The sequence below is a fragment of the Corynebacterium riegelii genome (assembly GCF_016728505.1).
In the GTDB taxonomy this organism is placed as follows: domain Bacteria; phylum Actinomycetota; class Actinomycetes; order Mycobacteriales; family Mycobacteriaceae; genus Corynebacterium; species Corynebacterium riegelii.
Genome location: NZ_CP068159.1, coordinates 1,296,714 through 1,309,546, shown reverse-complemented (window position 1 = coordinate 1,309,546; position 12,833 = coordinate 1,296,714). Strand labels below are relative to the sequence as shown.

Here is a 12,833-nt window from a genome sequence, read left to right as displayed (position 1 = left end):
ACTAGCTATCCGCGCTTCTCCGATGCCGTCGTCGTGGTGGTCCACGACTCGGCATAGGGGCCGCCCTTCGCCAGCAATTCATCGTGCGTGCCCCGTTCTGCGACCGTCCCGTCCTCCGAAAGCACGACGATGAGGTCGGCATCGCGGATGGTGTGCAGGCGATGGGCGACGACGATCACAGTGTGATCGCCGCGCAACGCCTCCATCGTGCCGACGATCGCCCGCTCAGTGGCCGCATCCAGCGAGGACGTCGGCTCGTCGAGAAGCACCACCGGGGAATCCTTCAGAAGCGCCCGGGCGATGGCGAGGCGCTGCCGCTCACCTCCCGACAGCAGCGTCCCCTCCTCCCCCACCGGGGTATCCCACCCGGAAGGCAGCAGCTCCACGATGCGGTCCACCCCGGAACGCCGGGCAGCCTCGCGCAAGCGGTCCCCGTCACCGGGCCTGGAACCGAAGCCGGGGTCGGCGAAGACCAGGTTGTCCCGCACGGACGCGTCGAAAAGGAACGTCTCCTGGAACACCGGGGTCACCAGCGAGTTCACGCCGTCGGTGCCGATCCGAGGCAAGGGCACCCCGCCGATGAGGATCTCCCCCGAGTCCGGATCGTGAAAACGCGACAGCAGCCGCATGACCGTCGTCTTGCCCGACCCCGACGGTCCCACTACGGCAACCAGCGCTCCCTGAGGTGCACGGAAGCTGACGTCGTCGAGAACCTTCTTATCTCCGTACCCGAAGCTCACGCCGCGGAACTCCACGTCATGCCCGTCGGGCAGCTCCGGTGCGGCAGGTTCAGGAAGGGCGGGGATTGCCCGCAGGTCACGCAACGCAGCCAACGTGTTGCGGCCCGCACCGAAACCGCCGGACAACGCTCCCGCCGTGGTGATCGGTCCGGTGAACTGGACGAGCACGATGAGCATCGGCGCCAAATGCCCCGGCGCCATCCCGCCCGTCGCAGCGACTGCCACGGCGACGATCACCGCCGCTGTGAACACCGCATGGACAATCGAACCCAACCGTCCGATGGCCGCCCCCTGCGTCGACGTCGCCTTCGCGAACGCATCGTGTTGGGCCTGGATAGCCTCATCCACCATCGCGTCCGCCGCCGAACCGTCGCCCGCGGCGCGAATCGCCTGCTGGCCGCGGGTGAACTCGATCAGCCTGCCGGAGACAGCAGCGACGGCCTCAGCATGCGCTTCGTCCGACTCCCCACCGACCCGGCCAATGGCCCGGTAGGCGAAGAAGAGCACCGGCGCCGACGCGACAAGAACCAAACCGACGCGCCAATCCACCGCCAGAATTCCGAAGGCGATGACGGTCGGCGTAACCACCGCGGCGATGACGGGCCGCAGGATCACGTGCGGCACGGACGCCGCGAACGCGATACCCGACGACGCCATCTCCGAAAAGCGGCCGGCCGTGGACTTGGTGACGTACCCGAGTGGCAACGTCAGCACGCGTTCGCCCAGGGAACGCAGCAGGGACGACAGCACCGCTGCGGAATTCGCCCTGCCGACTGTCCCCGCGGCGAGGGACAGCACCGCATGGGCGGCCGCGAGGCCGGCTATGACGCCGGTGAAACGCCACGCCGTCGCATCATCTCCCTCGGCCAGAGCCGACAGCAGCGGCAGCAGCGCGACGAACGCCGCTCCCTGGGCCAGCGCGGCAAGCGTGGCCAACGCAATGAGCCACACCAGCGTCATTCTCGAGCGCCGATCCGTCATCGACCACAAGTCTCGAATCATCGGTTCCCCGCCTTTTCATCGTCTGATTCAGCGCCCCGCGGGGCGGATGGTTCGTCGTCGAGCGTGAACGCGCGCCACAAATCCCGGTAGCGGCCACCGCGCGCAAGCAACTCGTCGTGAGTACCCGCCTCCGCGACCGCTCCCCCATCGAGAACGAGGATGCGGTCAGCGTTGCGGATCGTGCTCAACCTGTGCGCGATCACAATCACCGTCCGCGAACGGGCCAAACGCTCGATTGCGGACTGGATGAGGGCCTCGGAAGCCGGATCCGCGTAAGCGGTTGCCTCGTCGAAGATGAGCACCGGCGCGTCCGTGACGATCGACCTCGCGATGGCTACGCGCTGCGCCTCACCACCGGAAAAGGTCACGTCGACGTTGACCACCGAATCCAGGCGCTTCGGCAGCGCCGCAATGACCGCATCGAGGTTCGCGAGCTTCGCGGCCGCCATGATTTCGTCGTCGGTGGCGTCTCTCCTGGCCAGCCGGATGTTCTCCCGCAACGGCAGCGTGAACAACTGCGGATCTTGGAACACCACCGACACCGAGCGGTGCACGTCGCGCACGGCAATGTCGCGAAGATCGACGCCGCCCAGCAGCACCGAGCCTTCAACGGGGTCGTGGAAACGCGCCAACAGCCGGGCGACGGTGGACTTTCCGGAACCGGAGGACCCCACTAGCGCAGTGAGGGTCCCTGGTTCGAACGTCGCGGACATCCCGTCGAGGACCCGCGGCCCATCGCCGTAGGAGAAGACCAGGTTCCGGACCTCGAGCGCGCCTCCGCGCGCGGGCACCGGATCGGCGGGCTCGGCGATCGGCGGCGTGCTCAGCACCTCCGCGATGGACTTCAGGGCGGCGATCCCCGCGATGATGGGTTCGGAGTTCATGGCCACCCGCACGATCGCCGCGGAGAGTCCAAGGCTGAGAACCAGCCCGGCGACGAGACCTTCCGGTATGCCGCCCGCGGCGTCTCTCAGAGCGAGGCCGGCCCCGCACACCACTGCGAGAACTGTGGTCGGGGACGTCACCACGTCGATGAGCCCGAGATAGATGTTCGACTGCCGGGACCAGGCGGACCACGCGCGGACGAACGACAACGCCGCGGCATCGTAGCGACCCGCGCCCTGGTTAGCGCGTCCGAAGGACTTCATCACCGGGATACCGCGCACCAACTCAATGACCGCGGCCGTCACTCCTTCGGAGGCTCGCTCGTAGTCGCGCTGAAGACCGGCTCCGCGCGAAATCATCACGCCCATCAGGGCGAAGGTGACCAGCACCGGGACGACCGCCACCACCGCGATCCGCCAATCCACCGCGACGAGCGCGATGAGGGAAAGCAGGGGAACCAGCACCGCCACCACGGTCTCACCGACGGTGTGGCCCATGAGCTGGTGGACAGCCGCGACGTCCTTCTCAACTGACTCGATGATTCCCGACGAGCGCCGGGCATCCAGCCAGCCCAGCGGCAACTTCCGGATTTGGGCGACCAGCCGGCGCCGGAGGTGGAGCTGCAGGTCATTATCCGCCCGGTGCGAGAGCATGCCGGCGGCGCCGTCCGCGGCCATGCGCACCGTTGCGGCGACGACGATGACAGCCACGGCCAACCACGTCCGATGCTCCGGAGCCTCCGGGTACGTCATCGCGATGTCGATGATGCCGACCAGCGAAGCGACGGTAGCCACCGACGACAGGACGGATAACGCGACCACCGCACGCATCCGGGTCCGAATCGGGGCGAGCAGCGACCACGGGCCTACGGTCCCGTCCACGGCGCTCACTTGCCCGCCTCCCCGATCGCGCTTTTCTTCGTGAGAGTGCGGAAGTACACCATGCCGACGTGTGAGGCTCCGCCCAGTTTCAACCCGTTGGCTTCGGCGAACGTCTGCGCGTAAGCGATGCCGCTATCGGCGAGCAGCCCTTCGACGGCGGCGGCATCCATCGGTTCACTCGCATAGCGGCTGAGGAACCTCGGCTGGACGATCTGGGCAATCGACTTCATCTGGTTCTGTCTCCGGGTGTGTGGGCCGCGTCCACGCGGCGTTTTCGGGTTAGGTGCTCGGGTTCGTCAGTCACAAGCGGCGCTGTGTTGCCCTCTCAGAAGATAGCAATCATTCTCGAGTTAGGTTAGCCTAACCTGTAATACGCATCAAGCCTCGTCTCGTGCGTTTGATGGACATTGCTGAAACCGAGATCGCGCAAAACCAGCCTACGGTCGGACGTCCATAACCATGTCGTCTTTGCTAACCATGACACTCGTACAAAAAAAGCTGCACCGAGAGACATGCGTAACTGGTACAAGTTGCGCAATATCAACGACGAGTTGATGCGCGATTTGGGGATGCGTGTCTTAGAACGTGAGCCAGAAATATCGCTACTTCCTGCCGAGCGCAGGGCACACAAAGAAGGCAAGTCCACAGACTCGACCTGCTTGAAGGTGGATGAGTTGACCGCAAGCACTTGGGCGGATTCCGCGCGTAAGCGCATGGATGAACTGTGCGCGGATGAACGGGTGGCCGATGCTGGCGACCCACTGGAGAAGGCGATAGAGGTTGCTGGCGATTACAACCTGTCTCTAAAAGTGCAGCCCAATTCAAAGGCTGAAGGCGAGTCGTTGACCGTGGCCCTGGTCGGCGATGACGGCGAGGATGCCTACTTCACGAACACCACGAAGGCCGGGCGTACTCGAAAGCGTAAGGCAGCTAAGGCCGGCTCGAAGCTAGGCCGCAGTTACTCGCTAGAGGGTGTGACCGAGCGCGTTAACGAGGCTCAAGCAGCACTCGTTGCGCGACAGCTTGAGGCGCTTCAAGCTGATGCAACTGATGATGACCTGGAGGCGAAATACGGCTCCAGCCTTCTCGATGACGAGGAGGAAGAAAACTATAACAACCAGGAGGTATTCAATCATGGTGTCAGTGACCGAGATGACGAAGCTAGCCCAAGCAGCGGCGAAAGGCAAGATGGACAGCGTCTTGAAGGTTCTCAGCCCACGCCTGGACAAGGCGGAGAAGGCTATCAAGACGCTGCAGGAGAAACTGAAGAGTCTGCCGGAGAATACAGGGGACATTCTCAGTTCTCTGCCCAGCGACTTCTCGACGAGGTTGACGCAAGCGGAAAGCGAATTAAGGAACGTAAAAAGCAATCTCGCCGCAAACAAGAACTACGTGAGCAGCAGTCACTTCCAAGTAACGATGATGGAAGTGCAGCAGATGATCACCGGGCTGATAAGGAACATCGAGGATCTGCCCAACGGCCTGGAGGGGGTAAAAGGGTACCTAATCGAGATAAGCGAGCAGATGTCGCGTCTGACAAGGATGCAACAGCTGGTACTCAAAGCAGCCGAAAGCCCCATCCATCTCGACAAGGATTCCAGCCAAGCAGTAGCCCAGAGCCTGAACGCTCAGATGACTTCGAGCCTGACTTCTAGCCTGGAACCGCTGGTAGAAGTAGCTGTATCTGAGGCAATGTCGAAAGAGTCCGAAAGCCTGCACAAGGCAGCAGAAGCATCTAAGAAGGCTCGCAGCGCCCTGCTCCAGGAGAAGGAGTCCAACGAAAAGCTGCTGGAGAAGATACGTGCAGAGCGCAAAAAGTACAACGACGACATGGAAAAGTCGAACACGAACTTTATTAAGGCCTGCATGTCTGCCTCGTGGATTGCAGCCAGTGTTCTCTTCGTTGCTATCGCACTCGTTGCTGTCGGAGCCTTGGGGAACGGGCTGCTAAGTATGCTCGGCATACCCGACGGCGTGTCTGCCTTGTGGGGTCACGTCCAGGAGGCCAACGGCATCGGCCCAACACTGGGCTGGTTGGCGTTAACACTTATCGTCATAGGGGTTCTTATAGCGCTTATGACCTGGATGTTGTCCCAGGCTGCGCCGGGTATTGCTCACTTAGTCGAGGAATACCGTCGCAATCACCCGAGGAAAGAAACGAACCACTAACTAGAACACGTGCACCGTAAAAAGTAAAAATCCCCACAACACAGCGTAGCGGTTAACCGCTACGCTTCTTTTATGCTCTTCCTATGCCCCAACTTTGCAACAGCACCAATAAACTGGCGCCCCGGTTATAAGTTGGGGCGCCAAGTCGATGTGCTCGAGTCGGGGGATGTTAGTGGCCGGTGCCAAGCCGGCCAGACAGGCGGTTCAGCCGGTCCTGACTGGGACCGTCGAGCCCGATAATGGACACGGTTTTGCCTCTGTCCTGGAACTTCTGCGTAATCGCGTCAAAGGTCGCGACCGTGGAGGCATCCCAGATCTCCGCCTCAGTGAGATCAATAGTGATATGACGGGCAGAATCGGTGTAATCAAAGCGATAAACCAGGTCATTGCTTGATGCCCAGAACAACTGGCCATGCACCCGGTAGGTCCGCGTATCGATCTTCCCGTCGTGGTCGGTGTCGAGTTCGGAGACCTTCTCGATAGAGACGATATGGGCCACCCGGCGGGCGAACATGATCATCGCAGTGAGCACGCCCAGCACCACGCCGATGGCCAGGTTGTGGGTGGCTAGGGTGGCGATGATGGTCACGGCCATGACAATGGTTTCGCTCACCGGCATGAGCTTCAGGGTGCGTGGATGCACCGAGTGCCAGTCGATGGTGCCGACCGAGACCATGATCATGATTGCCACCAGCGCAGCCATCGGGATCATGCCAACGGTGTCGCCCAGTGCCAGGACCAGGACCAGCAGGAACACACCGGCTAACAGGGTGGATAGGCGGGTACGTGCCCCGGATTCGCGGACGTTGATCATGGTTTGACCGATCATCGCGCAGCCACCCATGCCGCCGAAGAAACCGGAGGCAATATTAGCCACCCCCTGTCCCCAGGATTCACGAGTTTTATCGGAATGAGTGTCGGTGATGTCATCGACGAGCTTGGCGGTCATCAACGATTCCATGAGACCGACCACGGCCATGGCCAGGGCATAAGGCGCGATGATCTGCAGGGTCTCCAACGTCCACGGCACGTTCGGAATAAACAGGGACGGTAAGGTCTCCGGCATCTTGCCCATGTCCGAGACCGTCGGGACAGTCAAACCGGCGGCAATGACCAAACCGGTGAGCACGATAATCGTGACCAGCGGGGCGGGGATCACACTGGTGAGCTTGGGGAAGAAAATCATGATCACCACACCCAAGCCGACGAGTGGGTAGACTATCCAAGGCACATCAATGAGGTGTTCGAGTTGGGCGGTGAAAATCATAATGCCCAGTGCATTGACGAAACCCAGCATCACCGATCGGGGGATAAAACGCTGAAGTTTCGCCACACCGAGGGCGCCGAGCACGATTTGTAGGACACCGCCCAACAGGACGGTGGCGATGAAATAATCCATCCCGTAACCACGCGCCACAGGAGCAATGACTAGGGCAATAGCCCCGGTGGCGCCGGTGATCATTGCCGGGCGGCCACCGGTAAAGGCGATCGCAATGGCCATGACTACCGAGGAAAACAGACCCATGGCTGGGTCAACACCGGCAAGGATGGAAAAGGCAATGGCCTCAGGGATCAGCGCCAGGGATACCGCCAGTCCGGCCAGAATCTCTATACGGATACGGGCGGGGGAAGAAAATGCGTAACGGAAGGATGCGATGATCCCGGTAGGGGCATCAGCGCCGTCTGGACTCAGGAGGGGGCGGGGGGCCGCCGTGCTAGTTTCAGTCATAGATGTCCAATCTTTGAGGGGATAGGTAACTGGGCGAACGCCCGAAAGGAATCCAACCCTCTAGTAACTTTAGGTTTGGTGATGGTGGTCATGGTAGCGGGAGTTTTACTCAACCGCCAACCCAGGCACAGGAACCCGTGGGCAACATCACCGTGAAGGAGAACAGGCAATGCAAAACAGTAATTTCAAGATCGGCGAGGTCGTTGACCAGACGGGGTTGTCGATTCCCACCTTGCGTTATTATGACAACGTCGGCCTGATTACCCCATCGGGGCGTAGCCCTGGTGGGTTCAGGCTTTATAGTGAGGCTGATGTACGTCGTGTTTTGCTGGTGCGACGGATGAAACCGCTGGGGTTTACTCTGGATCAGATGCGGGAATTCCTGGAAGCTGCGGAGATTCTTCATAGTTCAGATGGCGGGCAGGACAGTGATACCGCACAGCAGGCACGGAGTAATGCCAAGGCCACCCTTGCCGACATTCGTGAGGAGACGCGCACCCGCTACGAAAAGCTACGCAAGCAAATTGCCTACGCTGAGGAATTCCTCGATCTGGTCAACACCCTGGCACCCTAAACTGCCCCCATCCTTCGCAGGGAGAAAAAGACCATCGTATTGAATGCGCTCTGTCGAATCGCGTTCCAGATGAAGTGGACGAACGCCCGCGGCCTCTCCGGAGTGGATGGCGATAGTACAGAGGACTTCTGAAATCCGTGCAGACGACTCCTCAAAACGACACAGTCATCCAAGGTCACAAAATCGAAAATTGTCACTTAACCCCATCACTTCCAAACCGGCTTAAGTGACAAAATGCCATCGCTAAAGTCCCGATTTGAGTCCCAGGACGTGCGCCTTAAGAGAAATAACTAAAGCCCCTACCAGTGTTTCTCCTGGTAGGGGCTTGGAAGTTGGTAGCGGGGGCAGGATTCGAACCTACGACCTCTGGGTTATGAGCCCAGCGAGCTACCGAGCTGCTCCACCCCGCGACGGGTGAGATATTCATTTCACCTGCTGCCATAATCGGCAACGTGGACTACTATACGTCCACCGCCGCGGGGCACCAAATCCGCTGGCTAAGACGGGATAAGGCGGGTCAGCCTTGACGCCTTAGCGAGTCAGGTCCTGGTACTCCTTCACCGCGCGATCCAGCTGGTCCAGTGCGCGGCCGTACTCCTCGAAGGAACCGTCGCGTGCAGTCTCAAGCTGACGCAGTGCGTTGTTGAGGTTGTTCATTGCCTCGTCAACGTTCTCTGCCCCACCGGTAGGCTGCTCAGCCGACTGCTCCCCGCTCTCATTCTCTGGAGCGGAAGGCTTATCGGCCTGAGCGTTCTCGTCTACAACCTCGATCTCCTGCACGGCAGCCGAGTTGATGCCAACCTGGCTCAAGGCCTGGGAGATGGTCGGCGCGTAGCCAACCTGGCCACGGTAGAACACCAGCACGCGCAGCAACTTCGGGAACGCAGACTCTTGGTCCTTACGTTGCGAGTAGATCGGCTCCACGTAAAGGATCTCGCCGCCACCCACCGGCAAGGTGAGCAGGTTGCCGTTCTTCAGATCGTTGGAGCCCTCCCACAGGGTGCGGTCACGCGCCACCTGGTCAGAAGACATCAGCGCATCCTGAGCCTGCTTCGGGCCTTGAGTTTGCGTGTTCGTTGGCAAGACTCGCACCGTGATACGCCCGTAGTTCTCCGGGTCAGAAGACACCGACATGTGGGCCGAGAGGAACTCACGGTTCAGGCCACGGTACGGGGTGATCAGCTGGAAGGACGGTGCGCCCGTCTCCGGATCAGATGCCACGATGTAGTACGGCGGCTGATCCAGCTGGTCGCGGCCTTCCGGCGCGGTCGGGTCATTAGGTACGGACCAGAACGCGTCGTTGTTAAAGAACACACCCGGGTCATCCACGTGGTAGCGAGCCAAAAGCTGGCGCTGCACCTTGAACAGATCCTCTGGGTAGCGCAGGTGATCACGCAGCGTGTCAGAGATCTCGCTAGCCGGGTTCACCGTGTTCGGGAAGACACCCATCCAGGCCTGCAGCACCGGATCAGACTCGTCGAACGCGTAGAGCTCAACCGTACCGTCGTAGGCATCCACCGTCGCCTTGACGGAGTTGCGGATGTAGCCCAAGTCATTGTTAATCACACGCTGCGTGGTGCCGTCCGGGTTCAGCGCATCCACCGTCGCACCAGTCAGCGATTGACGCGAGGAGTACGGCAGGCGGCTCAGCGTGGTGTAGCCGTCCACGATCCACTTCACGCGGCCATCAATAACCGCAGGGTACGTCTTGGAATCCGTGGTCAGCCACGGTGCGACCTTCTCCACACGCTGGCGCGGATCACGGTCGTACAGAATCTTGGACTGGCCGCCAACACGGTCAGACAGCAGCAGGTTCAGCTCCTGGTACTTCACCGCATACGCGACACGGTTGATCCAGTTACCAACATTCACGCCACCCTCACCGGTGTAGGTGTAGGTGGTGGTATCGGTGTCATACTCCACCGGGCCCTGGCCGTTGTCGCCCACAATGGCGTAATCCAGACCATCCTGCGCAGAAGCGATCACCGGACCGTAGTAAATACGCGGCTCATCTACGCGAATACCCAGCTCCTCAGCCTCGTCGTTTTCGCGAGCCTTCTCATTGGTCTGCAGATCAGACACCGTGAAGATGGGCAGGCCACCACGGGTGGAACCTGCGTCTTGGGCTGCCTCATCAACCGTGTTCGCCTGCGCTGCGATAAAGCCGTTGCCGTGGGTGTACACGGTGTGGCGGTTAATCCAGTCACGCTGGTTTTCAGAAAGCGAGTTCGGGTTGAGCTCGCGCGCAGCGACCACGAAGTCGCGCATCTCGCCGTCCATCTCATAGCGGTCCATGGCCAGCTGCTCCGGGAAGCCGTAGAAGTTACGCAGCTGCTGGTTCTGGGTAAACGTCGGCGAGATGATGTCTGGGTCAAGCAGACGGATGTTAGAAATCGTCGCCGCATCACTTGCCACCTCAGCATTCGAGGTAGTGGACTGGCCCCAGTTTTCCTCGTACGTCACCGTCTCATCGGTGAGCCCGTACGCGAAGCGGGTGGCCTCAATATTGCGGCCAATGTACTCGTACTCCTTGGCCTGGCGGTTCGGCTTTACGCTGAACTGCTCAAGCAGCGCCGGCCACACGTTGCCAACAACCAGGGAGCTGACCAGCATCAGCACCGTGCCAAGCACCGGGATGCGCAGGTCCTTGTACACAACGGAGGCGAAGAACGCCACGGCAACCAGCACCGCAATGATCGTCAGGATGATCTTGGCCGGCAGCATCGCGTTGACGGAGGTGTAGGACGCACCCGTGAAAATGTCGTTGCGTGCGTACAGCAGCTGGTAGCGCTCAAGCCAGTAGCTTGCCGCCTTCAACAGCATCCACAGGCCAGCGGTAACCGCCAGCTGCACACGTGCCGCCTTGGACACACCACCGGTAGCGCCGGTCAGGTTGCTGGCAATGCGGATACCGCCCAACAGGTAGTGGGTTACCGCACCGATCAAAAACGCCACGACAAGCAGCATGGACAGGATGTCCACCAGCGCAGTTATTGCCGGCAGCTGGAATGCGTAGAAGCCAAGGTCACGCCCAAACTGTGCGTCATTGACCCCGAAGCTCTCACCGTTGAGTGCCAGAAGCAGCGTGCGCCACAGGCCCTGACCAGCAAGACCGGCGAACAGTGCGACGACCAGCGGCACCCACACCAGGATGGAGCGGATACCCTGCTCAAGCTGTGCGCGGTACTTCGCGTTCGGCGCAAACGGGTCACTGTCCAGACCAGGCCGGCCCTTCCACGCAATACGCGCGGCGAAGAAAGCTATCGCCCCGCCAATGGCAGCGAAGAGGACAAAGAGGATCACCCTGGCCAGGACCATCTTGTTGAACACGGAGCGGAAGTCCAGTTCACCGAACCATAAAAAGTCGGTGTAAAGGCCCACCAGCATTGGTAGGACAATGAGGATGACGCCAAGAATGCTAACCGCGGTCCATAACCCCCGGTTCGGCTTACTGGCACTTGGTCTTGGCGGGTTGACGCGGGTAGTCAATCCTTCTCCTTTTATCGCGGCTGCAAACTTCTAAGTAGGCTTCTAGCCTAAATAGTCCAACGCAAAAAACGTTAGAAGGGTTCCCAAGGCATGCAACAGCAGGCGCTGAATAAGGCGATGATGGAGGCCGTCGAGTTCGTCCACGCGGAAGGATGGGACGCGCCGCCAACCCTGTTTGGCCTGGTACCTAGTGAACTTTTGGTTGATCAGCTGGAGGAGCTCGACCGGGCAGATAACTCGCCGCTGACGCTTGTTGTGCAAACCCTGCCGGATCACATCCAGCCGGGTTCTGAGGAACTCGCCGACTACGTTGCCCGCGTTGCATGGCCGCATGAGGTGGAAGGTGTGATCCTGGCCCAGGAGATCATCTTCCGCGATTCTTCCTCCGAGGACCCCTCCCCGCGCCCGGCACGGCTGTTTTCGGGGGCTCTGCGTGATAACGATATCGTGCAAACGCTCCTCCAGCTTCGCCCCACCGAGGAGGAGTTGGAAGCGGGCGGATTGTTCGCGCAAGACAAGATTGAGCTGCGTGGTGGGCCGGATGTGGCGCCGACGGTGATTGCCGCGCTGCAATATAGCCTGACGCATGACCCGGATGAGCTGGCATAAAATGAGCCGTAACATGAGAACTGTGCTGAAACGACACCTGACCATTCCCGCTACCGCGGCTGCTGTTGCATTAACGCTGAGCGCCTGTGGCAACGACGCCGAGGACCCGGAGCCTGCTTCTTCGACGACGAGCGCCGCCTCATCTTCGGCATCTACGACGACCACGGCGCCGACAACAACGTCTGCAACGTCGTCCGCAACAACCTCGGCAACTACGGCGTCTTCGGCGTCGGCCTCTTCGTCGACAAGCAAGAGCACTGCAACCAGTGCCACTTCGACGGCGAAGGAAGAAAACTCCACTTTGGATGAGGTTGCGGAGCATTTTGCAACCCTGGCGCCGGCGTCATTTTTCGCCCAGCTGGATGAGTGCACCGAAGGCGGCTTCGACGGTGCGTATAACTGCAGCGGCCGTGAAATTGGCCAGTTCCAGTTCTTTGACTCTGAGTCGAAGGCTGCTTCCACCACCCAGCTGCTGACGCAGTTGCGCTCCTCACGTGTGGTGGAGGACGAAAATGACCGCATTGTTGGCTGGTCGGTGCTGGCTAACTCCGCGATTATCACCGTGGTGGACAACAACACCGGCCAGGTGATGCAGCAGCTGATCTCCACCGACGATGTGGATCCCCGCACCCTCATCTACGAGCTTGGGCTTGCGCAGCAGACCGGGGAAGTCTCCACGCCTGGCACGACTGCTGCAACCAAGTCAGCAGAGGCTGAGACTGAAGCCGAGGCCGAGGAGACGGCCTCGAACTAGC

General features: G+C 60.6%; 10 protein-coding genes and 1 tRNA gene. 5 read left to right on the top strand and 6 right to left on the bottom strand.

Annotation, left to right across the window (positions count from 1 at the left end):
- Positions 1-5: 5 nt before the first annotated feature.
- From I6I71_RS06055 to I6I71_RS06045, 3 genes are read right to left on the bottom strand one after another with little or no spacing between them, the layout of a single operon-like run.
- Entirely contained in the window at positions 6-1,742 is a 1,737-nt protein-coding gene (locus I6I71_RS06055; RefSeq protein WP_201819409.1) for an ABC transporter ATP-binding protein, read from the bottom strand.
- Positions 1,739-3,517, bottom strand: a complete 1,779-nt coding sequence (locus I6I71_RS06050) for an ABC transporter ATP-binding protein (RefSeq protein WP_201819406.1) — start codon at positions 3,515-3,517, stop codon at positions 1,739-1,741. Before I6I71_RS06050 ends, I6I71_RS06055 begins: the two co-directional genes overlap by 4 nt.
- On the bottom strand, positions 3,514-3,738 hold the full coding sequence (locus I6I71_RS06045; protein ID WP_052205204.1) for a hypothetical protein: 225 nt from the start codon (positions 3,736-3,738) through the stop codon (positions 3,514-3,516). The genes I6I71_RS06050 and I6I71_RS06045 overlap by 4 nt, the downstream gene beginning before the upstream one ends.
- 282 nt (positions 3,739-4,020) lie before the next feature.
- Here I6I71_RS06045 and I6I71_RS06040 point away from each other — a divergent pair, with 282 nt between their 5' ends.
- The gene (locus tag I6I71_RS06040) at positions 4,021-5,163 is read left to right on the top strand and encodes a relaxase (protein WP_236587253.1); all 1,143 of its coding nucleotides are present in this window, start codon (positions 4,021-4,023) and stop codon (positions 5,161-5,163) included.
- Positions 5,164-5,200: 37 nt separating this feature from the next.
- Positions 5,201-5,677: a hypothetical protein gene (locus I6I71_RS06035; RefSeq protein ID WP_012359769.1), complete on the top strand. Its 477-nt coding sequence runs from the start codon at positions 5,201-5,203 to the stop codon at positions 5,675-5,677.
- A 169-nt stretch (positions 5,678-5,846) separates the two neighbouring features.
- Here the strand turns inward: I6I71_RS06035 and I6I71_RS06030 are convergent, their stop codons facing one another.
- Positions 5,847-7,406, bottom strand: a complete 1,560-nt coding sequence (locus I6I71_RS06030) for a SulP family inorganic anion transporter (RefSeq protein ID WP_201819404.1) — start codon at positions 7,404-7,406, stop codon at positions 5,847-5,849.
- 169 nt (positions 7,407-7,575) lie between these two features.
- Here I6I71_RS06030 and I6I71_RS06025 point away from each other — a divergent pair, with 169 nt between their 5' ends.
- Complete coding sequence (locus tag I6I71_RS06025) at positions 7,576-7,980, top strand: MerR family transcriptional regulator (protein WP_005293770.1); 405 nt, start codon at positions 7,576-7,578, stop codon at positions 7,978-7,980.
- Between the two features lie 333 nt (positions 7,981-8,313).
- Here the strand turns inward: I6I71_RS06025 and I6I71_RS06020 are convergent.
- Positions 8,314-8,390: transfer RNA gene (locus I6I71_RS06020), tRNA-Met, on the bottom strand.
- A 121-nt stretch (positions 8,391-8,511) separates the two neighbouring features.
- Complete coding sequence (locus I6I71_RS06015) at positions 8,512-11,397, bottom strand: UPF0182 family protein (RefSeq protein WP_236587439.1); 2,886 nt, start codon at positions 11,395-11,397, stop codon at positions 8,512-8,514.
- Between the two features lie 162 nt (positions 11,398-11,559).
- Between I6I71_RS06015 and I6I71_RS06010 the strand changes: the two genes are divergently transcribed.
- The gene (locus I6I71_RS06010; RefSeq protein ID WP_070493238.1) at positions 11,560-12,078 is read left to right on the top strand and encodes a PPA1309 family protein; all 519 of its coding nucleotides are present in this window, start codon (positions 11,560-11,562) and stop codon (positions 12,076-12,078) included.
- A 13-nt stretch (positions 12,079-12,091) separates the two neighbouring features.
- Positions 12,092-12,832 carry a hypothetical protein gene (locus I6I71_RS06005; protein WP_201819398.1) on the top strand — a complete coding sequence of 247 codons (741 nt, stop codon included), beginning with the start codon at positions 12,092-12,094 and terminating at the stop codon, positions 12,830-12,832.
- Position 12,833: the final 1 nt, after the last annotated feature.

Bases quoted from the DNA above. Each gene is read 5' to 3' on its own strand.
- I6I71_RS06055 (WP_201819409.1), bottom strand. From the start codon at position 1,742: ATGATTCGAGACTTGTGGTCGATGACGGATCGGCGCTCGAGAATGACG.
- I6I71_RS06045 (WP_052205204.1), bottom strand. From the start codon at position 3,738: ATGAAGTCGATTGCCCAGATCGTCCAGCCGAGGTTCCTCAGCCGCTAT.
- I6I71_RS06040 (WP_236587253.1), top strand. From the start codon at position 4,021: ATGCGTAACTGGTACAAGTTGCGCAATATCAACGACGAGTTGATGCGC.
- I6I71_RS06035 (WP_012359769.1), top strand. From the start codon at position 5,201: ATGTCGAAAGAGTCCGAAAGCCTGCACAAGGCAGCAGAAGCATCTAAG.
- I6I71_RS06030 (WP_201819404.1), bottom strand. From the start codon at position 7,406: ATGACTGAAACTAGCACGGCGGCCCCCCGCCCCCTCCTGAGTCCAGAC.
- I6I71_RS06025 (WP_005293770.1), top strand. From the start codon at position 7,576: ATGCAAAACAGTAATTTCAAGATCGGCGAGGTCGTTGACCAGACGGGG.
- I6I71_RS06010 (WP_070493238.1), top strand. From the start codon at position 11,560: ATGCAACAGCAGGCGCTGAATAAGGCGATGATGGAGGCCGTCGAGTTC.
- I6I71_RS06005 (WP_201819398.1), top strand. From the start codon at position 12,092: ATGAGAACTGTGCTGAAACGACACCTGACCATTCCCGCTACCGCGGCT.